Raw genomic sequence first — 23893 nt, forward strand, 5'->3', positions numbered from 1 at the left:
AATAACGCCAAAAATAATGTTATGTTGAATTTCTTTTTAGCTTTATGTCATATCAAAGTTTCTTATGGTTGGTAATCAAGAATTGGCAAAACTAAAGTCTCAATTAAAAGGAGATTTGCTCTATGATGATTTGATGAAATCGTTATATGCTACGGATGCATCTGTGTACAGAATGCTCCCAACAGCTGTGGCCTTGCCCAAAAACGAAGATGACCTTAAAGTTTTAATAGCGTTTGCCAAGAAAAATCAAACCGCGCTTATACCACGAACAGCCGGAACCTCATTAGCTGGACAGTGTGTTGGCAATGGTATTGTGGTAGATGTTTCAAAGTATTTTAACAGGATTTTAAAACTCAATGAAAAAGAAAAATCAATCACTGTGCAACCAGGTGTAGTTAGGGATGAACTTAACAATTATCTGAAGCCTTATGGGTTGTTCTTTGGACCAAACACTTCAACATCTAATCGCTGCATGATTGGCGGGATGGTTGGTAACAATTCTTCAGGAACTACCTCCGTTAAGTATGGAGTAACACGCGACAAAGTTTTGGCTTTAAAAACGTTATTGAGCGATGGTAGTGAGGTTGTGTTTTCTGAAATAGATAAGACTGCTTTTTTTGAAAAATGCCAATTGGATTCTTTGGAAGGTAACATATATCAAGAAATTTATAAGGAGCTTTCCTCTGTTGGTGTTGCTGAAGAAATAATCAATCAATTTCCGAAACCAGAAATTCATAGGAGAAACACAGGCTATGCTGTGGATTCTTTGCTGGATTCCAATATTTTTAGTGAATCGTCCGCACCCTTCAATATGTGCAAATTATTGTCTGGAAGTGAAGGCACATTGGCATTTACAACCGAAATAACACTTAAGCTAGATGTATTGCCTCCAAATGAAACCATTATGTTGGCGGCTCATTTTAGCACCATAAACAGTTGTTTGGAAGCTGTTGAAACTGTTATGAAGCATGATCTTTATAGCTGTGAAATGCTCGATAAAACCATTTTGGATTTGACCAAGCATAATAAAAAACAAGAAGAAAATAGGAAGTTCATTAAAGGTGACCCTGAAGCTATCCTGATGTGTGAAATTAGGGCGAATACTTTAGAAGAAGCTAAAAATCAAGTGGCCAATTTAGTTTCGTCATTATTAGCTTCTCGGTTAAGTTATCATAATGGTATTTTGTTGGGTGAGGATATCGATAAGGCGATAGAATTACGCAAAGCTGGTTTAGGCTTGTTAGGTAATTTGATTGGAGATAATAAAACGGCAGCCTGTATTGAGGATACTGCTGTGGCTTTGTCCGACTTGTCAAACTATATCAGTGAGTTTACCCAATTAATGGATCGTTATAATCAAAAAGCGGTTTACTATGCTCATGCTGGAGCAGGCGAGTTGCATCTGCGTCCAATTCTAAACCTGAAAAAGGCTCATGATGTGGAGCTGTTCAGAAAAATTACAACGGATGTCGCACATTTGGTTAAAAAATTCCAAGGTTCCATGAGTGGCGAGCATGGTGATGGAATAGTTCGTTCGGAGTTCATTCCATTGATGATCGGTGAACGCAACTATCAAATATTAGCACGTATAAAAAACATTTTTGATCCTGATAATATATTCAATCCTGGAAAGATAATTGATGCTCTACCCATGGATAAATCACTGCGGTATGAGCCTGATAGGAAAGAGCCCGAAATAGAAACATTAATGGATTTTTCGGAGTCGTTGGGCATATTACGGCATGCGGAAAAGTGTAATGGTTCTGGCGATTGTAGGAAACTACCGGAGTTTGGAGGTACAATGTGTCCCAGTTATCGCGCTACACGTAATGAGAAAGATACCACCAGAGCAAGAGCCAATGCTTTACGAGAGTTTTTAACACAATCTGAAAAACCCAATAGATTCAATCACACAGAGTTGAATGAGGTGTTCGATTTGTGTTTGAGTTGTAAAGCCTGTTCTAGTGAATGTCCCAGTAGTGTGGACGTTGCTGTATTGAAAGCTGAATTTCAATACCAGTATCAAGAAGCTAATGGATATAAGTTTAAAGATAAGTTTTATGCAAAGTCTACTATTTACAATAAAATAGCCTCAAGGGCGCCAAGTTTTTATAATGCGCTCTTTCAAAGTAGGATGACTTCTCCACTAATAAAAAAAGTTCTGGGTATTCATCAAAATAGAAGTTTGCCGAAAGTAACAGAATCGTATTACAGCATGCAATCTCAAATAGAGAGCTTTGATAATTCATTGCCATTTAAAAAACCTATTAAAACGGTATTTCTTTTTGTTGATGAATTTACCAATTATTTAGAATCCCATATTGCAGAAAAATCTAAATTATTACTCGAAGTTTTAGGGTATAATGTGATTCCAGTCAGTCATTTAGAAAGTGGAAGAAGTTATCTGTCAAAAGGATTTTTAAATGAAGCTAAAACAATGGCGAATAAAAATGTTGAGTATTTTAAGACTGCTATTGATGCTGATTTTTATTTAGTTGGAATTGAGCCTTCAGCTGTTTTGACTTTTAAGGATGAATATATCAGACTGGCTGACGATAAAGAATCAGCCAAGCAAATAGCCAGCAACACGTTTTTAATTGAGGAATTTATTCAGCAGGAAATTGGTTTAGGTAATATTACATCGGATCAATTTACTTTGGAGCCAAAGACCATAAAGTTTCATGGTCACTGCCATCAAAAAGCCTTGAGCAATCAATTGTCGAGTTTTTCGGTGCTGAATCTTCCCAAAAACTACAAGGTAACCATTATACCCAGCGGGTGCTGTGGTATGGCTGGAAGTTTCGGTTATGAAAAAGAACATTATGATATTAGTATGCAAATAGGGGAACAGACGTTGTTACCAGCAGTTAGAAATACACCTTTAGATACTATTATAGCAGCAAATGGAACCAGCTGTAGGCATCAAATAAAAGATGGGACGCAACGCCAAGCATTACATCCCATCGAAATTCTTTATGATGCCTTATTACAATAACTATTCGACAGTTACCATATAATCAGTCAATTCTTGAGTATTAGTTGCCGAACCTGAAGTAGGGAACGGGATTTCGATTTGGGCGAACTCAAAAAACTCTATAGCTGTTTGACTGACTTGATATTCAACAGCGGTTTCAGATTTTACCATTCCAACATTTTCAACAAAATAGTTGGTGGCAACAGTTACGTCTTGGCTATTTAAAATGGGTATTGTTGATCCTGAAATTAGAGGATGAGGAATAGAGACACTTAAGTTTAACTTAAATGTAGCTTTCGAAGCCATGGAATAATCAGTACCGTTAGCTGTTACGGAACTGTTGTTGTTAATTTGATGAGAGGAAACACGGTAATTAATTGTAACAGGGATAATACCAAGGCTACCTCCAGTGTCTATATCCTGTACTAAACTTCCAGAAACACTTGACAATTCACTATTATTTGAAGCGTTCAAATCGTATAGCACCATATCAGTGAAATCAATACTTGATGATTCAAATCCTGGAAATGGTATGGAGATGGAACCATCCAGTAAAAGTGTTGATTCTGTACGCTCTAAAGTTCCGTTGACCAAGATGCCATTCATGGCACCATTGGCAATATCATTGGTGTTAACACCTAAATTGTAAATAGCACCAAGTTGTGAGTCAACAAATAGAAAATCGGCTGAATCCGAATCGTTATTCGAGTCGTTGTTGTCTCTGTAGGCCACATCATAGTTCCAATAGTCGTCTACGGTTAATGGGAAATAATTGCCCGTATTATCAGAAGGCGGGTTTGATGGTGCAGGGTCGTTATTGTCATCCGATGAGCAGGCCATCACAAATGAAGAAACCACAAGTATTAAAAAAAATCGCTTAAATGTTTTCATTGTTGTTTTAAGTTTAAGTTCTTTCAAAAATAAGAATTTTTGATAACGACAAAACAAATAATGACAAAACATTGTTAACTACATCACTTTCTTATCAACAATGGTTATGGCAGCAATCAAATCGGTCATTTCCATTTCCTTAATGTCTTCATCAGCGTAAAACGGTGATAATTTATCATGCTGATAGTTGTAGATTTTCCAGCGTTTAAATTGATATTCCAAGGCGGTGAAGTTTTCAACCCAATCACCAGAATTCAAATAGGTTGTTTCTCCCTGTTTGCTTTTCTTGAGAAGCATTTTGGGTTGATGTATATGACCGCAAACCACATAGTCATATCCGTTTTGGATGGCTAAATCAGAAGCCACCTCTTCAAAATCACTAATATACTTTATGGCACCTTTAACACTATTCTTGATGCGTTTAGACAAGGAGTATTTTTCACGTCCCAAGCGTTCCAAACACCAGTTGACCATACGATTGATTACAATTAATAAGTCATAGCCATATCCGCCAAGTTTGGCCAGCCATCTGGCATTTTGAATGGATGCATCAAATACATCGCCATGAAAAAACCAAGCTTTCTTACCGTCTAGGTTTAAAACCAATTTATCAACAATGGAAATATTCCCCATAGCTGTACCACTGAACTTACGAAGCATATCGTCATGGTTACCTGTTATGTAGATAACTTCAACACCTTCTGAAGCCATGTCAATAATCTTTTTGATGACTTTCAGGTGTGATTTAGGGAAATACCGTTTGCTAAACTGCCAAATATCTATAATATCGCCGTTTAAAATAAGTTTTTTGGGACTGATACTGTTTAGATAGGTTAGGAGCTGTTTTGCTTGGCATCCGTAAGTGCCCAAATGGACATCGGAAATAACTGAAATTTCAATTTTTCTTTTATGCTTCAATACAATACAATTATATATTGCAAATAACTAGCTTTAAGATTATGTAAATATTATCTCATAATTAATTGTTTGTGAGTTATTTGTTACTAAATTGTTAGGTAAGGTGAAAATCAATTTTTGTTTCTGTAATAATACATTTACATTAGCAAGACTAATAATAGCTTTTAATATTGAGACTATGGCCGGTAATAGCTTTGGCAAAATTTTTAAACTGACCACCTTTGGTGAATCCCATGGACAGGCTATAGGCGGCATCATTGATGGCTGTCCTTCTGGTTTGGAGTTAGATCTAAAAGCTATTCAGAGTGAGCTGGATAGGAGAAAACCAGGTCAATCTAAAATTGTAACCCAGCGTCAAGAGTCTGATTCAGTTGAGTTTCTGTCGGGACTGTTTGAAGGTAAAACAACGGGCACGCCCATTGGCTTTTTGATTAAGAACACCAATCAAAAATCAAAGGATTACTCACATATTAAAGATGTTTATCGACCCAGTCATGCCGACTATACATATGAGAAAAAGTATGGTGTCAGAGACTACAGAGGAGGTGGTCGGAGTTCGGCTCGGGAAACAGCTTGTCGCGTGGTTGCAGGAGCTATAGCCAAACAAATAATCAATTCAATAGAAATACATGCTTACACATCTTCAGTTGGTGATATCTTTTTGGAAAAGCCCTATCAATCTTTGGATTTTTCTAAAACAGAAGCTAACGCTGTTCGCTGCCCAGATCCAGAGGTTGCCAATAAGATGATAGAAAAAATCCAGTCTATTAAAAAAGATGGCAATACCATTGGGGGAACGGTTACCTGTATAATAAAGAATGTGCCTGTTGGTTTAGGCGAACCGGTTTTTGATAAACTACATGCCGATTTGGGTAAGGCGATGTTATCCATTAATGCCGTCAAAGGATTTGAATATGGTAGTGGTTTTTGTGGGGCCAGAATGACAGGGAAAGAGCATAATGATCTTTTTAATGAGGATGGTAGTACGAAAACCAATTTATCAGGCGGTATTCAAGGCGGTATTAGTAATGGCATGGATATTTATTTTAGAGTGGCATTCAAACCTGTGGCGACAATTATTCAAAAACAGGAAACTTTAGACAAAGCAGGCAACATTGTGGAAATGCAAGGTAAGGGTCGACATGATCCGTGCGTTGTACCCAGAGCCGTGCCTATTGTGGAAGCCATGGCCGCTTTAGTTCTAGCCGATTTTTACCTAATTAATAAAATTTATAATTAATTCTGAAAACAGAATAACGTCTATGAAAAAATTAGCATTACACTGGAAGATAATTATAGGAATGGTTTTGGGCGTCATCTTTGGATTTTTAATGAATTCCATTGATGGTGGTAAAGGCTTTGTTTCCGATTGGATTGCACCATTTGGCACCATATTCATTAATTTACTGAAACTCATTGCGGTACCATTAATATTGGCCTCATTGATAAAAGGTATTTCGGATTTAAAGGATATTTCTAAAATTAAATCCATGGGATTACGCACAATAGTTATATATGTGTGTACAACTTTGGTGGCAATTGTGATAGGTCTATCCATTGTCAATCTAGTTAAACCTGGAGCAGGCATGTCTCAAGACACTATTGAGAAAATCAAATTGCGTTATGAAAATGATGCAGGTGTAGCTGATAAATTAGCGAAAGCCACTGCTCAAAATGATGCAGGGCCTTTACAGGCTTTGGTTGATATTTTTCCGAGTAACATCTTTACAGCTTTAGGAGAAGCCCAAATGCTTCAGGTTATTTTCTTTGCCTTATTTGTAGGGATTTGTTTGTTATTGATTTCTGAAAAGGATGCCAAGCCTTTAGTGAAGTTCTTTAACTCATTGAACGAAGTTGTTATGAAAATGGTGGATTTAATCATGTTGTTTGCGCCTTATGCTGTTTTTGCCCTTATGGCCAATGTCATTATTGCTTTTGATGATACTGAAATTTTGATCAAGCTTGTTAACTATGCCCTATGTGTTGTAGTCGGTTTGGCTATCATGATTGGATTCTATATGATTTTGATAGGTGTGTTCGTCAAAAAATCACCCTTTTGGTTTTTAAAGGAAATATCGCCAGCACAATTATTAGCTTTCTCTACAAGCTCGAGTGCTGCAACTTTACCAGTGACTATGGAACGTGTTGAAGAGCATTTGGGCGTAGATAAGGAAGTGTCTGGTTTTGTATTACCAGTAGGCGCAACGGTCAATATGGATGGCACTAGTTTGTATCAAGGCATAGCAGCTGTATTTATTATGCAGGTAATCTGGCCCGAAGGTTTAACGTTCACAAATCAATTAGTCATTATAGCGACAGCATTGTTGGCATCCATTGGAAGTGCTGCAGTACCTAGTGCTGGTATGGTCATGCTAGTAATCGTTTTGGAATCTATTGGGTTTCCTGCTGAATTGTTACCAATTGGGTTGGCGTTAATATTTGCTGTTGATAGACCGTTGGATATGTGTCGAACAGTGGTAAATGTTACTGGTGATGCAACAGTTTCAACAATGGTTGCGAAATCTTTGGACAAACTCCATGAACCAAGACCAAAAAATTGGGATGACAATTATGATAAAGTTAAATAAATACTTAATTTAAACTTTAGTTAATGAACTGAAAACGTGAACCGATGAATGTATGTTTTTTAATGTATCCATGGGAGAAGATAGACCCTGAAAACGATACGAGCTTGGCTTTGATAAAGGAATGTGTGAAGCGTAAACATGGTGTTGCTATTTGCTCACCGGCTAATTTGACTATTAGAAACAGTGTTACCAATGCGTTCTGTACTGTTGTTGGGAGAATGGAAAAAGTACCAAATTCATTGCGAGTTTTCTATAAAAGGGCAGAACTTCGAGAAGAAATGCTGCCATTAGCAGGATTCGATGCCATTTTTTTCAGGGCTAACCCACCTTTGGATCCCTTGATGTTGAATTTCTTGGACTCGGTTAAAGACGATGTGTTTATCATAAATTCCTTGGAAGGCATGCGTGAGGCTAATAATAAACTTTATACCGCTGCTTTTGGAGATGCCCATAGTAATATCATTCCGAATACCCATGTTTCTAAAAATAAGAATTACCTGATTAGACAAATAAAAGAATCTAAAGCAGATAAAATGATACTTAAACCACTTAATGGTTTTGGTGGGTCAGGAGTGATACTTATTGAAAAATCTGCTATGAGTAATATTAATTCACTTCTAGATTTTTATATCAATACTAGTGATGGTCAATCCAATTATGTCATTCTTCAGGATTATATAGAAGGTGCAGATCAAGGTGATGTGAGAATTCTCATGTTGAATGGTGAGCCTGTTGGCGCCATGAAGCGTGTTCCGGGTTCTGATGATCATCGTTCCAATGTTTCGGCTGGAGGGTCGGTTCAAAAGCATACTTTGACTAAAGCAGAAAAAGCCTTATGTAAACAGATTGGTCCTAAATTGGTAAAAGACGGTTTGTATTTCGTAGGAATAGATGTTATTGGTGGCAAACTAGTAGAAGTTAATGTGATGTCACCAGGAGGTATAACCTATATCAATAAAGTTTATAAGAATAAATTTAAGGTTGAAGAAAAAGTTATTGACTTTTTAGAAAGCAAGGTATTGGACAACCTTGAAGCCTTTAACAGACGTTCAAGATTGAGAAAAACGGTTGATGAAGCTTAAATATTTGGTTTAATATGGTCATAACAAAGTTCCATAAGCCAGTGGTTTCAGTCGAATGGCTCCATCATAACATTCAAGCCACCAATCTTATCATTTTGGATGCCAGTATTCCAAAAGTGACTGCTGATAATGATCCTGGAAATACGTTTTGTATCCCTAATGCTCGATTTTTTGATCTAAAAAATAAATTTTGTGATACCAATGCACCCTTCCCCAATACCTTTCCATCGGAATCTCAATTTGAGAAAGAAACGCAAAACCTAGGGATTAATAAAGATAGTTTTATTGTTGTGTATGATGATAACGGGATATATTCCAGTCCTAGGGCATGGTGGATGTTTAAAGCCTTTGGATTCCCCAATGTAGCTGTATTGGATGGTGGGCTGCCTTCGTGGATTGAGGCTTATTATCCACTAGAGCGGAAAACGGGTTACAATGGTCCTAAAGGCAATTTTGAAGCCAAGTTGCAGTCGGGTTTTATGAAGTTTTTTGATGATGTGGCATTAATTTCAGAATCGGGCTCTCATATCATTATAGATGCTCGTTCTGAAGATCGGTTTAAGGGCCTTGAGCCAGAGCCCAGAAAGGGTTTACGTAGTGGAAACATTCCGAATTCAATTAACATTCCCTACAATGAATTGCTGAATGGGAACAAACTCAAGTCAACTTCTGAAATTGAGGCAATATTTAAAGAAAAAATCTCGGATTCAACACCAATCACATTTTCATGCGGTTCAGGAATTACAGCCTGTGTTCTGGCAATGGGAGCCGAATTGGTTAATTATAAAAATCTTTCTGTTTACGACGGTTCATGGACAGAATGGGGAACATTAACAAACGAGTAATATTGTTATGGAAAAATTATCCTTAGAATCCATTATTCAAAATATTCAAAACGAGAAATGTTTTCATGCTGTAGTCGATGATTATTCTTTTACTATTAAAATTGAAAGCTATGTGTATTATGTATGTGGTGCAGTACACGATGGACATCAGTTTAGAAAGGAACTATGGGAAAATTGTTTGCATACAGAATATGACCGTTGGTATGAAGAAGACCCTGAAACCAAACACATGATCCAATCTCACCCGATTGTTATTGCAGGTTGTGACTCCAGATTCGAATATGATTTAAATCGTATACCCGAAGAGGCCGTTTTTGAAACAGCTTGGGGAAAACAGCTATGGAAAAAACCACTAGACAGGAATATGAAATTAAAGAGTATACAAAAACACTCGAATTTCTATAAAGTTGTCAATACTTTAATTTCAAAGATTGAAGAAAAGTTTGGTGGCTGTATTGTTTACGATATGCACAGTTATAATTGGCAACGATGGGAACGGGAAGTGCCAACTTGGAATTTAGGTACCAGTAACATAGATAATGATCGTTTTGGTGCTATTGTGGAAGCTTGGCGACAATCATTATCAGAAATCGTTTTTCCCAATGTTATTGTTTCTTCATCTAAAGTCAATGACACGTTTCAAGGGAACGGTTATTTCTTGAAATATATTACGAATAACTTTAAAAATACATTAGTTTTGGCAACTGAAATCGCAAAAGTTTACTGCGATGAGTATAACCAAATCATATATCCTGAAGTTGTTTCAGCAGTTGAGCAGGAACTCCGAATGCGATTGCCAGAACATGCTTCTAAATTTTATAACAATCATATTGCTAAATGATTTCTGATAAGATACTTGAACAGCATCAACATCTTTTTGATATAGACGCTAATCTTAATAGGTTGGTAAAAAAAATTGAACTTTTAAACTATATCAATCCCTTAAACATTGAAAGCGAGAAAAAACAATTCTTTGCTTCAAAATATCAGTACGAACCGCAATTCAAATATCCAAAGATTAAGTTCAATGGCTACAAGCTTCATAGATTATTCTTTTCCCAACGTTTGGAGCGTATAGAAAATGATATTATTAGAAAGTTGTATGAAGATGTTATTTATGAATATTCTGGTTTAATTGAATGTATAGAAACTATTAATCAGGGTAGGAAATTCTATTTCAACAGTCTTAAAAGTTTTGGAACACCCACTGAACGGGATATTGAAAATGCTAAATTCATATTGCGATTTGATGATGGTGATTTTGATGAGGACATGCTGCCCATGTATACTGTTGAAGAAGCAAAGGCATTCTTTGAAGACTATTCTAAGCGGTATGATTTTGAATACAATCTGAAATTTTCAACTAATATTTCAGCGGCAGCTATGGTGCAAAATAATTCACAGACTTTATTGCTGCGCAAAAATCATAAATTTAGCTTAAACCAACTTAAAGTTTTGACCAATCATGAAATAGGCGTTCATATGGTGACAACTTTTAATGGTATCAATCAACCATTGAAAATCTTTTCAAATGGTTTTCCAAATAATGTTGAAACCCAAGAAGGATTGGCTGTTTATTCGGAATATATGTCTGGTTGTTTAACGATTGAACGCTTAAAAGAATTAGCGTATCGTGTCATTGCAGTAGATACTTTGAATAAGGGATATAATTTTTCGGATACATTTGATTTACTTTACAATCAATACAAACTGAACAGAGATAAGGCATTTACAATTACGCTTCGTGTGCATAGAGGTGGCGGTTTTACCAAAGATCATTTATACCTGTCAGGCATTAACAAGGTTTATAAATATGCTAAAGACGGTGGTGATTTAGATATTTTGCTTACAGGTAAAGTGTCGCTTGAGTACCAGGATAGTATTCTTGAATTGCAAAAACTTAGTCTGGCTCATACTTCGAAGTATTATACCGATTCCTATTTAACAAATGATAATTCCAATAAGAATTTGGATTTCATTTTGAAAAGTCTGAAATAAAAACCTCAAAGCAGATATTTTGTCTGATAGCCAAAGCTAAAACTAATTCTGAGGGTAGACTAATACACAGAAATAAGAACTTGATTCATTCCTGATTAACGGAAACCAGGGTCAAATTAACCAATCTGCTTTAAGGTTTTCTAACTTGAAGTTATTTTAAAAACCCATGTTTTAAAAGTGTCAATGAGTGAATGGTGTTTTTGAATGAGAAAAAGCGACTATTTGTTATTTAATCTGTAATAAAAGGATTCTGAAAAGGTGTTTATAGGTAACTTGTTTTAAATGAAATAATTAGCATTTCATAGATGATTTTTGCAAAAAAAAAGTTCTAAACAATTAATTCTACCATTTCATCGAGAAATTAATTGCTTTTTGCAATGTATTTGTACATTTAAATATCAAAATAAGAGTGCTAAAAGCCTAAATATCAGCACTAATTTTTTGTTTGTTTAATTTTTTTGGTTAGTTAAGTTATGAAAAAGGTCTTGATATTATCAAGACCTTTTTCTATTGAGATTATTTTTAATTTAATTATTTCCTTAAAGCATCAGTTATCTTTTTGGTATACTCCGCAGCATTTTTTTGTACGTCTTTAGGATCTTCAATTTGTGATGTTACTACAACTGCCAATTGTTTGCCATCATCTTGACTTAAATCGTAAGCAACGGTTTCTAAAATATAGGTTTTAACAGTATAGGTTGTAGACGACATGGGTACATAACTACCATAAGTAGAATAAGAAAATGGGTGGTAATAATAGCCATAGAACCCTCCGTAATAGGATGGGTAATAAGCAGGCATGTAAGTGGCACCTGCGTAATAGCCACCATCTTCTGTAGTTCTTGTACTTTCTTGATAATCTTTAATGACGGTTAATACAATACCATTATACCCTTCGTTATCTAAAAACTGTCTAAAGTTCTTTTTTTGTTCTTCGGTTAATTCCTTGTCCGGATTTAGGTTAGGCAATTCTCTAAAGCTTTCTGTGGCTTTCATACCAATATCGCGCATTTGATTTGAAATCTCTTGTTCAAAAGCAATACGCGCCTGTTTGTTGTCTGTTCTGGCGATTACCAAAAAATTGTTATCTTTTATTTCACTCACAGAATCAGATTTCCAAGAAGTTAAAACTTTAACGTTCGAACAACTCGAAAGTGTTACAATTGATAGTAAAATAGTAAAGAATTTTAGTGTTTGTTTCATTGTAAATTTATATGATTAATAGTTATTAAAATGTGTAACCTAGTGCTATGCCATATCTAAATGAAAATGCATTGAATTTTGAACGGGAATCAATATCAGAAAATCTAAAATCACCGTTTATAAAATCTAAAATACTATATTCTTCGAGAGCATCGTTCAAGTTGTCGTAGAATTCATCTGGCAAATCTCTTTTATTGGTAATTTTAAAATTATAGTTTCCAGTTCCAGGACCTGCTATGATGAAATCTAAATTTAAACGTTTGGTAATTGGTAATTTATATCCAATCATTAATCCTGTTGAGGCAATATTTAATTTTGCGTCAAATTCAATTTGATATGGTGTGTCGTCAGATGCTGTATATCTACCTTTTAATTCTGAATTGTATTGCGAAAACTTAAAATAGAGTCCTAAATAAAATCCATTTAAATTATTGCTGGATGTGTTTTTTAAATAGTATCTAATTTCTGGTATAATCTGAAATCCAGTATAAAACAGTTCATTGGTCTGCAGTCTTCCGCCGTTAGGGCCGTAATAATCCAATCCAGAGAACTTCAATAACCCGTCTTTGCCCTTGTAACCAAAAGCTAACGCAGCAGAAAAGTTTTTCCAAATATAACGTTCATATGATATTTGGTATACCCCGTTAATAAGTTGAAGTGCTTCAACAGACACCTCGTTTTTAACGATTCGTTTATTGCTTGTAATTGAATCAAGTTCTTGCGAAAAAACAGTATTGTTTAAAAATGAGAAAAATAGGGCTAGACAGAATATTTTTTTCATAACAATGGAATTTTGATTGGTGTTTTAAAATTACAAATATAATTGATGCTAATTCAAAAATTTTGATTTTAAATTTGGTGTTGGAATCATGCAGGCATCTTTTCTTCCAAACCATTTATATCTATTTTTTGCAATTATATCATATACCCAATTTCTAATGAATTTTGGAACAATAAAAAATAAACCAATCAAATTTCTGGGAAACCCTAATTTTAAACCAATTTTAAGGGCGGCTGTTGACTTAAAATCAAGGCCATATTCTTCTGAATATAGAATAATGGAATCGGTTTTGGAGGTGTCAATGTCATAATGGTTGATTAATTTTTGTCCTGTTTCACCTTGAAGCGGTGCAAACAAAAAGTGATTTTTTTTATCGTGTTTGATGACGTATTGTATAGATGAATTACACAAATTACAAACACCGTCAAAAAGAATTAATTTTTTTTCTTTAGGAATCAACGATAACATACTTATTACGTCAGTTTATGGTTGTTTTTTGGATTCGACTAACTCTAATTGGTCTATCGATACATTAGTCGTAAAGATACCATAATTCACAACAGCCTTATTTTTTTCAATTTTGTCAATACTGCCAATAGCCCTTCCGTCCTCTAGTCTAACACGATCACCTATTTTTAAAACGGGTTTTGGTTTGGCAGGTTTTAATGCTTCCTTTTTCTTGGCCTCCTTTTTCTTCTTTCTGATAACCGCCACTTTTTTATCAGCTTCATTTTTTACCTGTTGCTCTTTAGCCTTGAGGGCTTTTTGTTGTTTTACAGAAACTTTTTTGCGTTTGGAGTTTTCAATCTGAACTAGCTTGAATAGTTCGTGCATCAATTCACGCTTTTGTTTGTTATTGAAATAACTTTCAGCTAAATCATTTACCTTTTGACCTAGGTAGATTAAACGTTGGTTGCTATCATATAATTCTTGATAACTTTCCAATTTCTTTTGGATTTTGTTGTTGATTTCCTCCAGTTTTTCTGCTTCGCTTTGTTTTTTACGCTCATTGAGTTTTAAAGATTGCTCTGTTTTTTCAAGTTTTGAGCGCTCTTTCTGTAATTTAGCAATGGTTCTATCAAAACGCACTTTGCCACGTTCAATTTTCTTTTTTGCCCGATTAATTAAACCATAGGGAATGCCATTTTTTTGAGCGACTTCAAATGTGAACGAGCTACCTGCCTGTCCCAAAGCCAGTTTGAATATGGGCTCTAGTGTTTTTTCATCAAACATCATGTTGGCATTTTGCATATAGGGTAGTTCGTTTGCCAGAATTTTTAAATTGGAATAATGCGTTGTAATAATACCAAATGCTTCTCTGTGGTAAAATTCTTCTAAAAAAGTTTCAGCTAAAGCACCGCCTAATTCTGGATCACTACCAGTTCCAAATTCATCAATTAAAAACAAGGTGTTCTTATTACATTTTTTTAGGAAATAATTCATTTGTTTTAAACGATAGCTATACGTACTCAAATGATTTTCAATGGATTGATTATCTCCAATATCTGTGATGACACGGTCAAACAAAAATAGTTTACTGCGTTCATGCACTGGAACCAATAAGCCTGATTGTAACATGATTTGAAGAAGTCCTACCGTTTTTAGAGTAATACTTTTACCTCCTGCATTGGGACCCGATATGACAATAATCCGATTATTTTGATCAAGCTCTACAGTCTGAGGAAAGGTTTTTTCCTTCTTTTTTTTATTGTTTACATATAAAATAGGGTGGAAAGCCTCCCTCAAAAACAAACGACGTTGATTGGTTATTTCAGGTAGAATAGCATTTATGGATTTCGCATATTTGGATTTAGCCGAAATAACATCCATGTCTGTTAAGAAAGCCTGGTAGTCAGATAATAGAGGTTTGTATGGACGTATAAAATCTGTAAGTTCTTTGAGGATTCGAATGACTTCTTCATTTTCTTCATACTCCAAATTGTTCAATTCCCTGGTTTGTTGCAAGGTAGTTTCGGGCTCTATATAAACAATACTGCCCGTTTTGCTGCCTCCCATAATAGCACCTTTAACTTTTCGTCTATACATGGCTTTGACAGCCAAAACACGTTTGTTATCAACAACCGTCTCACGAATATCATCCAGATATTCCAAATTGTGATAAGCGTTTAATGCTGTTGCAAAGCTTTGGTTAATTTTGCCTTTAAGTTTATTTATTTGTTGCCTCAAATCAGCTAATAAAGGCGATGCATTATCTTTTACGTCACCAAATCGGTCAATGATGCCATCTATTTGTTCAATTACAACTTTTGTGAGTTCAATATTTGAAGAAAAACCATAAAGGGTTGGGTAATATTCCTGAAACTTTTTCAGAAAGGTGAGAATGTCATTAGTTGTGATTGATACAGAGGCTATCTTTTTTAAGGCATGTGTTTCTAAAAATGAATTTTCAATACCTAATAGCTTTAGCTCATTGGTAATTGGTTCAAAACCATGATTGGGTATGCGATTTTCGTTGTAAAATGATGCTAGGTATTCGTTGGTTAAATTCAGAGCCAACTTGGTTTCTTCAATATTTTTTAAGGGGGTTATTTGTTGTGCTTTTTCATTTCCCAGTGCCGTAATACAGTGCTCGCTTACCTGTTCTAAAACGGTTGAAAACTCTAAATCTTGAAGTGTTTTATTGTGAATATTTACCATAGCAATCCATTTCCAATGCTCATAAGCATTTTAAATGTGATACAAATTTAAGGATTAGTTTAAAAGAAATGATAAAGTATTAATTGGAAACTTTTTTATTACTAGATTTGACAGAAGCGTAAAACCATGCTATGATCAAAAAATCTTTTATTGGTGCCTTACTGATGATGTCTATGGTAAGCTGCCAGACGGAATATTCAAAATTCGAAAAAAAACCAAAATACATCACAAAACCGGCTGTAGAGCATCAAGCTTATTTTGAAGCTTATGATAAAACACTTGCGATATGGGATATACCATTTCAAGAATTGTACATACCAACAAGTTTTGGTACGGCGCATGTAGTAGTTAGCGGACCTGATGATGGTACTCCAGTAGTGTTGTTACATGGCATGAACGCAAGCTCAACGATGTGGTATCCCAATATGAAGGCATTAGCAGATTTCTATCGTGTTTTTGCAATTGATTTTATCCTGGAACCAGGTAAATCATTCATTACGAAAGAAATGGAATCTACTGATGATATTGCCTTGTGGTATCATGAAATTATATCCAAATTGCAATTGAAGAAATATCATATCATTGGTGCATCACGTGGAGGTTGGCTTGCCGTTAATGCAGCATTGCACAATCAAGAAGGAATCAAGAGCATGGTATTATTAAGTCCTGCTCAAACGTTTATTTGGGTTAGACCCAGCACAAATCTTTTGAAGAATATTGTTTATGCGTTTTCCTCAAAAGAGAAGCAGATGGAAGAAACCTTGGAAACCATGTCTCGTTACCCTCAAAATATCAATAAAACATATCTGGATCAGTATAAAATAGCTGTCGAAAAGGATTCTATTAATAAGTTTACTATTGATATGATGCCTTATACCGCCAACGAATTAAAAAGTTTAAAAATGCCAGTGTATGTATTAATTGGCGATGACGATATGATAAATAATGATAAGACAGTTAGAATGGCAAAAGGCATATTGCCGTACGGAAGAGGCGAAATCATTAGTAGTGCGGGTCATTTTTTATCGGTAGACCAGGCAAGTATAGTCAATGAAAAAGTTCTTCAGTTTTTAAATGAAATCGATCAATTGGAAACTAATTAGTTTTTCTTTTTGGTTATCCTATAATTTATAAATTCTACAAAAAGAGAAAATGCGATAGCAAAGTACAAGTATCCTTTTGGAATAGCACCAACCGTTTTCCCAAATAATGTTGTGTGCGATAAATGTGCAGCTTCAGTAATTAGCATAAATCCAATGAGGATTAAGAAAGCTAATCCCAAAATTTGAATACTAGGATGTGTGTCAATAAACTTTCGTATCGGGTTGGCAAATCCAATCATAACCGCAATCGAAATAATAACGGCAATAATCATCAACACCAAATTGTAATTGTGGTTTTCATGCAGGCCATTGGTCATACCAACAGCTGTCAATATGGAGTCGATTGAAAAAATAAAGTCAATAATCAGAATTTGAGTGATGGCTTGGGAAAGCGACTTGATTTTAGCCCCTTTAATCTTGTCTTCATCATGTTCAGGAGTTTCAACCTTTTCGCGAATTTCTGAAGTACTCTTATAGATTAGAAATAATCCGCCTGCAAATAATATTATGGCTTGCCAGCTAATGCCAATATGAAGCCAGGATGTATCAATCGTGTAAAAAGGTTCTTTAAGACCAATGAGAAATGATACAAAAAACAGTAATACAATTCTTTGAAACATGGCTAATAAGAGACCAATATTAGTGGCTTTTGAACGCTGGTTTTCAGGAAGTTTATTAGCAGCAATAGAAATAAAAACAATATTGTCAATGCCAAGAATAATTTCTAAAAACGTCAAAGTCAAAAGAGCCATAATGGCGTCACTGGTCAATAAAAATTCGAGCATATTACTTTATTTTGAAAGCGGTACCTTTTTGTTTATGAGTGTCACCAACATAAGAATATTCAAATGTATAGCTGGAGTCTGTTGTCGTCAATATTTTCAAATGAATGTCTTTTTTCTCAATGCGATTTTTGGGATTAATGGTTTTAAAGATTACCTCACAATCATTTACCCATCTAACTTCTGATGAATCTATAATATGGTTGTATTTTTCAATTTGTAGCTCTTTTGTTCTGGTAAAAGTTGAAGAGTATATAGAATCATTAATTGAAATTTCGCTTTTAAAAGTACCCAATCTATAATCATTACAATTTCTTTCAGTTTCATAACAGCTAATAAAGAGCATCGAAATTCCAAATAATAATAAACACCTCATAAAATGAATTTTACACAAAATTACAAACTAATCATCCAACTCAAGGCATTCAGCATATTAATTTGATATCAAATAAAAAATCATTGATTGTGGAAATTTTTAAAAGTACCATCTTTAAAAAAAATGACAATACGCTCTATATCTTTGTTATTAGAAATTTGTGTTTCGAAGGTATCGCGAGTTTTGGTTTCAGGCGAGTTAGATTGATTTTCGAAACTAGCCGATTGGCTTGGGAAAATTCCTTTGCCATTTAACAGCCAATATAACTCCACTTCAGGGTAGGCCGAAAGCACTTTTAAAACAAAATCCAGACTGGGCTTATTTCTCCCAGAAAGTATATGCGAAATACTCGATCGTTGCACGCCGATTTTTTCGGCAAAAGAAGATGCCGATTCTCCATAAAAATCTATTATTTTTTCAAGTCTTTCAGTGAATTCTTTGCTGTTTATCATTGTAAACTAATATTATGAAACAGGGATGTTACAAATGTAAATATTTATTCAGTTAATATGTGTTAAATACTTGATAATTAATTAAAATGTTTAATTTTATAATTTAAATAAAATAATTTAAAATATTGATATACAATAATTAATAATTAATAAAGTAAAAAACATTTAAAATATTTTGTAAAATGAAGATGCTGCAAGAAGATTTGTATACAATTATGAATCAAAGACCACTATTTGTTGTTTACAAATGTAAATATCTAAATGTTTAACTTTGTAAAACGCAAATAGAAATCATGTTACTGAAAACATTAAAAGAGTCTTATATTTTACATCAGGAGAAAAGCTTATCGCATCGATATATTTGCTCTGATCATATCAATCCGTTAATAAATAAATTATCCAAAAAGTTTACAATTGGTATTATTGGTGAATCAGTAAATGGTGAAGATATTTTTAGTATTCAATACGGATTTGGTAAAAGTAAGATTCTTTTTTGGTCTCAGATGCATGGCAATGAGTCGACAACAACCAAAGCATTGTTTGATTTGTTAAATACTTTGCAAGCTGATAATGAAATTTCCAAATTCATTGAATCAACATGTCAAATAACAATTATACCTATTCTAAACCCAGACGGAGCTCGCTCATATACCAGAGTCAATGCAAACGCTGTTGATTTAAATAGGGATGCGCAGTATTTAACACAGCCAGAGTCTGTCACTTTAAGACGGTTATATGATTCATTCAAGCCGGATTATTGCTTTAATTTACACGGACAACGAACGATTTTTGGGGTTGGTAAGACCAATAGACCGGCGACAGTATCTTTTTTGTCACCTGCTGTAGATGAGAATCGAACCGTGACTTCAAATCGCTTGCGTGCTATGGAACTGATTACTGTATTGAACGATAATCTTCAACTACAAATTCCAGGTCAAGTTGGCATTTACGATGATTCATTCAATGCAAACTGTGTAGGCGATACTTTTCAGAGTTTGGGCACACCAACGATTCTGTTTGAAGCTGGCCACTATACTGATGATTATGCTCGCGATAGGACTAGAGAGTTTATTTATCAGTCTCTTTTACTATCACTTGATTTTATTGGTAGGCAGCAAAGTATAGATAATGGTGAAGAAAAATACTTTGCCATTCCTGAAAACGAAAAAAGCTTTTTTGATATCATTATCAGAAATGCCAAGTCGGTTGATGATACTGTTCAAGATATAGGAATCCAATTTCAGGAAACTTTAATAGATGAAAAGATAAATTTTATACCAAAAATTGAAAAATTAGGAAATTTGAGCAATTTCTATGCTCATCGTGAAGTCAATGCCAATAGTGGTGTGGTTTTGACGCATAAAGGTGAACCGATTTATGAAGGTTTCGAAAACGATTTCGTATTGATAAATAATGAATTATTTTCATTAAAATTAAAAAAATCTCAAAATTTGATATAGAATATTCAGTGATAATGTATTATTTTTGATTTTTATTTAAAATAATAGCAAAAATGGGAAAATTCAAGTTAGACGATATAGATCATCAGATTTTAGATATGTTAATCGATAATACACGTGTTCCTTTCACGGACATTGCCAAAAAATTAGTAATATCAGCTGGTACAGTTCACGTGCGTGTTAAGAAAATGGAGGAAGCCGGCATCATTAAGGGGTCTTCTTTGACGTTGGATTACAAGAAGCTGGGATATTCCTTTATAGCATATGTTGGTGTATTTCTTCAAAAAACCTCCCAAACCAAGTTTGTTCTTGAGCGTATAAATGAAATACCATTTGTTACCGTTGCTCATATTACGACTGGTAAGTTTAATGTATTTTGTAAAATTAGAGCACGGAATACAGAACATGCTAAAGAAGTTATCTTTATGATTGATGATATTGAAGGTGTTTACAGAACCGAAACCATGATTTCCCTGGAAGAGAGCATTAATGATAAAAAACGATTGATGCATTCTATTTTCAACAACATGTAATCATAAAATGACTGTTTCGGAATTATCGGATAACGAATATCATCCATACTATAAAAATTATATTGACCAAGTTGGAGATGTCAATCTAATTGAAGGATTAGAGGAAAGTCATAGGAAAACGTTATCATTTTTAAAAGAAATTCCAAACGACAGATTGGCCTATCAATATACCGAAGGAAAATGGACAATTAAAGAAATTGTTCAACACCTGATTGATTCGGAAATAATATTTAGCTATCGTGCATTAAGATTTGCCAGAAACGATAAAGCCAGTTTGCCAGGTTTTGATGAGAATGCCTATGTGCCTGCAAGTTTGGCCAAAAATAGAGATCTTAATCAATTGCTGAATCACTATGTTTCTGTAAGACAATCCACAATAGCTTTATTTAGTAGTTTTGACAAAGACATGCTATTAAGAATAGGACAGGCAAGTGAATCGAATATGTCTGTAAGAGCTTTGGGGTTTGTCATTATTGGTCATGAAACCCATCATTGTAAAATAATCAGGGAACGCTATTTGTATTAGTTTAGAAGCAATTACTCTTCTTCATCCTCAATACGCATGTCTTCATCTACAATAATATGCCCTAAATCGTTTATCTCCAAATCGTCTCCAACCTCAAAATTGGTCATGGTATAATGCAGCTTACTGCTCACTTTTACTAAATAAATGCAATCATCGGTCTTAACCTCGACGGCCTCAATGGTTTCATTTTTGTGATTGTCAAATGTGATGATATCATCATCGTCGTAACCGTCTGGGAATTTTTCTGTAAGTAGGTTTAAAATTTTAGGAGTAAGCTTTTTATAATCAACGATAACCCTTTTCATTTCAAAAAATAATTAGCGATTAATAAATTCCAACAATCTGTTTAATAGCATTGTACTAAATTTACAAATATTTTTTTAATGTTAGCTTAGATAGTAATCAAAGGCTTCTAAAATTAAATCATTATCGACTTGACAATTTACTTTGGTTATACCAATGTCTTCCAGTAATACAAAGTTTATTTGCCCATGTTCATTTTTTTTATCAAATTTCAATAGGTGAATTATTGGCGCAAAATCTGAACTTTCAAAGGAAACCTGACCGTATATTTTAATTATTTCCTTTTTAATAGCATCACATTTGTTTTTGTCAAAACCAAGTAATTTATGGGAAATATATGTGGCCAAAACCATTCCTATGGCAACAGCTTCACCATGTAACAGGCTCTTTTTGTCAGGGTTGTCCAAAAAATAGGCTTCTATGGCGTGGCCTAATGTATGTCCATAGTTTAAGGTTTTTCTTAAGTTGTTTTCATGGGGATCTTGTTCTACAATATTTTTTTTAATTATTACGGACTCACGGATTAGGTTGTCCATAACATGGGGTTCTTGAAATAATGCATTATCCAGTTTATCCCAATAGTTTTGGCTTTGTATCAATCCATGTTTAAGCATTTCGGCCAGACCGGAACGCATCTGGTTGTCTGGTAGGGTGGAAAGAAATTGGGTATCTATCAGGACCATCTCTCCAGCATTGATAACCCCAATTTGGTTTTTTAGATGACCCAAATCGACACCTGTTTTACCGCCAATAGAGGCGTCGACCATGGCTAATAGTGATGTTGGTACGTTTATGTAATCAATACCTCTTTTGAATGTAGATGCAATAAAGCCACCAATATCTGTTATAACACCACCGCCTAGATTTATCATCAGGCTTTTTCTGTCAGCTTCAAGTTCGGATAAGGCATTCCATACACCCATACATGTATCAATGTTCTTATGGATTTCCCCTGGTTCAATTTCAATAATTTCGATTTCAACAGAAGTAACTATTTCAGATAGAAATTGCGGTAAACAAAAATTATGGGTGTTTTCGTCAACTAAAATGAAAATTTTTGAGTAGTTTTTGCTATTTAAATGCGCATTTAACTTTTTATAACATTCTGAATTAAAGTGTATATAGTGATTATTGATTTTAATAGAATCCATGGAAATTGATTGCAGTTTTTCAAGTGAAAAATATGGAGTTTTTTTATAAAAAAGTAGTTGAATGATAATTATCTTTGCATTATTTTCAATTTCATGGAAAACCACAAATTATTTGATAACACAGAAGTTGCTTTTCAATTGAAGAGTGACACAGAGCTTGAGCGTGCTCATTTTTTGTTTAAGATGATATCAATTGAGCCTTTGGTAAAAATAGGCACAGCTGTTACTAATTTTGCTATTAAAGCTCACTTGCCAGTTGAGGGTTTAATTAGGTCTACCGTATTTGATCATTTCTGTGGAGGTGTTAACGAGGATGACTGTTTGGATATTATTGAACGTATGTATGATAAAGGCGTGAGTTCTGTTTTGGATTTTTCAGTTGAAGGTAAGGAAACTGAAGACCATTTTGATGCTGCCATGGAAAAAACCCTCAAGATTATCCGATTTGCTGCCGAGAAGGATTCTATGCCTATCGCTGTTTTTAAACCAACAGGTTTTGGTAGGTTTCACTTGTATCAAAAAAAAGGAGAAGGAAAATCATTTACTTCCGAAGAGCAAACTGAATGGAATCGGGTAGTGGCGCGTTATGATGCGGTTTGCAAACTTGCCAAGGAAAAAGATGTAGAAGTATTGATTGATGCTGAAGAAAGCTGGATGCAGGATGCTGCAGATGATTTGGTGACTGATATGATGCGCAAATACAACACAGATGTAACTATAGTTTACAATACCTTACAAATGTACAGGCATGATAGAATGGGGTTTTTAAAACAGCAACATGAAATGGCTAAAAAGGAAGGGTTTACTCTAGGTTATAAAATTGTCAGGGGAGCTTATATGGAAAAGGAAAATGACCGTGCACTGGACAAAGGATACCTAACGCCTATTTGTGAAAGTAAGCAAGCTACCGATATTAATTTTAATGAAGCCGCAAAATATATTTTAGATAATCTATCTGAAATTTCACTTTTTGTCGGGACCCATAATGAAGAAAGTAGTTATATGGTAATTGATGTCATGAAAGAGAAAGGGGTTGCAAACAATGATAACCGCGTTTGGTTTGGGCAATTATTTGGCATGAGTGATAACATTAGTTTTAATCTAGCAAATTTAGGTTACAATGTTGCTAAATATGTTCCTTTTGGACCAGTAAAAGATGTTATGCCTTATTTAATTAGACGTGCTGAAGAAAACACATCGGTGGCTGGGCAAACGGGTAGGGAACTTATGCTAATTAAAAAGGAAAAAGAAAGACGAAAGCTAAAATAA

23 protein-coding genes are annotated in these 23893 nt (G+C 34.5%); 12 read left to right on the plus strand and 11 right to left on the minus strand.

Annotation, left to right across the window (positions count from 1 at the left end; all coding sequences use genetic code 11):
• The first annotated feature begins 64 nt into the window (after positions 1-64).
• Positions 65-2995 (plus strand): FAD-binding and (Fe-S)-binding domain-containing protein, encoded by a 2931-nt coding sequence (locus tag ACKXGU_RS00510; RefSeq protein WP_463466128.1) that lies wholly within the window; start codon positions 65-67, stop codon positions 2993-2995.
• Here the strand turns inward: ACKXGU_RS00510 and ACKXGU_RS00515 are convergent, their stop codons facing one another.
• A complete protein-coding gene (locus tag ACKXGU_RS00515; RefSeq protein ID WP_463466129.1) occupies positions 2996-3865 on the minus strand; it encodes a hypothetical protein in 870 nt (289 codons plus the stop codon). It lies immediately after the preceding gene.
• A gap of 78 nt (positions 3866-3943) precedes the next feature.
• Entirely contained in the window at positions 3944-4783 is an 840-nt protein-coding gene (locus ACKXGU_RS00520; protein ID WP_463466130.1) for a UDP-2,3-diacylglucosamine diphosphatase, read from the minus strand.
• A 178-nt stretch (positions 4784-4961) separates the two neighbouring features.
• Here ACKXGU_RS00520 and aroC point away from each other — a divergent pair, with 178 nt between their 5' ends.
• From aroC to ACKXGU_RS00550, 6 genes are read left to right on the plus strand one after another with little or no spacing between them, the layout of a single operon-like run.
• On the plus strand, positions 4962-6023 hold the full coding sequence (aroC, locus tag ACKXGU_RS00525) for a chorismate synthase (protein WP_463466131.1): 1062 nt from the start codon (positions 4962-4964) through the stop codon (positions 6021-6023).
• A 22-nt stretch (positions 6024-6045) separates the two neighbouring features.
• The gene (locus tag ACKXGU_RS00530; RefSeq protein WP_463466132.1) at positions 6046-7371 is read left to right on the plus strand and encodes a dicarboxylate/amino acid:cation symporter; all 1326 of its coding nucleotides are present in this window, start codon (positions 6046-6048) and stop codon (positions 7369-7371) included.
• A 44-nt stretch (positions 7372-7415) separates the two neighbouring features.
• The gene (gshB, locus tag ACKXGU_RS00535; protein WP_463466133.1) at positions 7416-8453 is read left to right on the plus strand and encodes a glutathione synthase; all 1038 of its coding nucleotides are present in this window, start codon (positions 7416-7418) and stop codon (positions 8451-8453) included.
• A 14-nt stretch (positions 8454-8467) separates the two neighbouring features.
• Positions 8468-9298: a sulfurtransferase gene (locus ACKXGU_RS00540; RefSeq protein ID WP_463466134.1), complete on the plus strand. Its 831-nt coding sequence runs from the start codon at positions 8468-8470 to the stop codon at positions 9296-9298.
• Positions 9299-9305: 7 nt separating this feature from the next.
• Positions 9306-10139 (plus strand): N-formylglutamate amidohydrolase, encoded by an 834-nt coding sequence (locus tag ACKXGU_RS00545; protein ID WP_463466135.1) that lies wholly within the window; start codon positions 9306-9308, stop codon positions 10137-10139.
• Positions 10136-11296 (plus strand): flavohemoglobin expression-modulating QEGLA motif protein, encoded by a 1161-nt coding sequence (locus ACKXGU_RS00550; RefSeq protein ID WP_463466136.1) that lies wholly within the window; start codon positions 10136-10138, stop codon positions 11294-11296. Before ACKXGU_RS00545 ends, ACKXGU_RS00550 begins: the two co-directional genes overlap by 4 nt.
• Before the next feature lie 531 nt (positions 11297-11827).
• Here ACKXGU_RS00550 and ACKXGU_RS00555 read toward each other — a convergent pair.
• The 4 genes from ACKXGU_RS00555 to ACKXGU_RS00570 are packed head-to-tail and all read right to left on the minus strand — an operon-like array spanning position 11828 to position 15938.
• Positions 11828-12499, minus strand: coding sequence for a hypothetical protein (locus tag ACKXGU_RS00555; RefSeq protein ID WP_463466137.1), 672 nt, complete (start codon positions 12497-12499; stop codon positions 11828-11830).
• Between the two features lie 25 nt (positions 12500-12524).
• The gene (locus ACKXGU_RS00560; RefSeq protein WP_463466138.1) at positions 12525-13280 is read right to left on the minus strand and encodes a DUF3575 domain-containing protein; all 756 of its coding nucleotides are present in this window, start codon (positions 13278-13280) and stop codon (positions 12525-12527) included.
• Positions 13281-13328: 48 nt separating this feature from the next.
• Positions 13329-13748, minus strand: coding sequence for a thiol-disulfide oxidoreductase DCC family protein (locus ACKXGU_RS00565; protein ID WP_463466139.1), 420 nt, complete (start codon positions 13746-13748; stop codon positions 13329-13331).
• Positions 13749-13763: 15 nt separating this feature from the next.
• Positions 13764-15938 (minus strand): endonuclease MutS2, encoded by a 2175-nt coding sequence (locus tag ACKXGU_RS00570; protein ID WP_463466140.1) that lies wholly within the window; start codon positions 15936-15938, stop codon positions 13764-13766.
• A 131-nt stretch (positions 15939-16069) separates the two neighbouring features.
• Here ACKXGU_RS00570 and ACKXGU_RS00575 point away from each other — a divergent pair, with 131 nt between their 5' ends.
• Positions 16070-17041, plus strand: a complete 972-nt coding sequence (locus ACKXGU_RS00575) for an alpha/beta fold hydrolase (protein ID WP_463466141.1) — start codon at positions 16070-16072, stop codon at positions 17039-17041.
• Here ACKXGU_RS00575 and ACKXGU_RS00580 read toward each other — a convergent pair.
• From ACKXGU_RS00580 to ACKXGU_RS00590, 3 genes are all read right to left on the minus strand, one after another.
• Complete coding sequence (locus ACKXGU_RS00580; RefSeq protein WP_463466142.1) at positions 17038-17826, minus strand: TerC family protein; 789 nt, start codon at positions 17824-17826, stop codon at positions 17038-17040. The two genes, ACKXGU_RS00575 and ACKXGU_RS00580, sit on opposite strands and share 4 nt — an antisense overlap.
• A gap of 1 nt (position 17827) precedes the next feature.
• A complete protein-coding gene (locus ACKXGU_RS00585; RefSeq protein ID WP_463466143.1) occupies positions 17828-18199 on the minus strand; it encodes a DNA topoisomerase IV in 372 nt (123 codons plus the stop codon).
• A gap of 80 nt (positions 18200-18279) precedes the next feature.
• Positions 18280-18651 carry a helix-turn-helix domain-containing protein gene (locus tag ACKXGU_RS00590; RefSeq protein ID WP_463466144.1) on the minus strand — a complete coding sequence of 124 codons (372 nt, stop codon included), beginning with the start codon at positions 18649-18651 and terminating at the stop codon, positions 18280-18282.
• 293 nt (positions 18652-18944) lie between these two features.
• On the opposite strand from ACKXGU_RS00590, the gene ACKXGU_RS00595 reads away from it, so the two are divergent.
• The 3 genes from ACKXGU_RS00595 to ACKXGU_RS00605 are packed head-to-tail and all read left to right on the plus strand — an operon-like array spanning position 18945 to position 21170.
• Positions 18945-20111, plus strand: coding sequence for a M14 family metallopeptidase (locus ACKXGU_RS00595; protein WP_463466145.1), 1167 nt, complete (start codon positions 18945-18947; stop codon positions 20109-20111).
• Positions 20112-20164: 53 nt separating this feature from the next.
• On the plus strand, positions 20165-20644 hold the full coding sequence (locus ACKXGU_RS00600) for an Lrp/AsnC family transcriptional regulator (protein ID WP_103052053.1): 480 nt from the start codon (positions 20165-20167) through the stop codon (positions 20642-20644).
• 7 nt (positions 20645-20651) lie between these two features.
• Positions 20652-21170 (plus strand): DinB family protein, encoded by a 519-nt coding sequence (locus tag ACKXGU_RS00605; RefSeq protein ID WP_463466146.1) that lies wholly within the window; start codon positions 20652-20654, stop codon positions 21168-21170.
• Between the two features lie 11 nt (positions 21171-21181).
• On the opposite strand, the gene ACKXGU_RS00610 is transcribed toward ACKXGU_RS00605, so the two are convergent.
• Both ACKXGU_RS00610 and aroB read right to left on the minus strand, forming a co-directional pair.
• Entirely contained in the window at positions 21182-21475 is a 294-nt protein-coding gene (locus ACKXGU_RS00610; RefSeq protein ID WP_463466147.1) for a hypothetical protein, read from the minus strand.
• Between the two features lie 81 nt (positions 21476-21556).
• Entirely contained in the window at positions 21557-22624 is a 1068-nt protein-coding gene (gene aroB, locus ACKXGU_RS00615; RefSeq protein WP_463466148.1) for a 3-dehydroquinate synthase, read from the minus strand.
• Between the two features lie 93 nt (positions 22625-22717).
• Here aroB and ACKXGU_RS00620 point away from each other — a divergent pair, with 93 nt between their 5' ends.
• The gene (locus ACKXGU_RS00620) at positions 22718-23893 is read left to right on the plus strand and encodes a proline dehydrogenase family protein (protein WP_463466149.1); all 1176 of its coding nucleotides are present in this window, start codon (positions 22718-22720) and stop codon (positions 23891-23893) included.

The organism is Hanstruepera sp. CR43 (genome assembly GCF_055227665.1).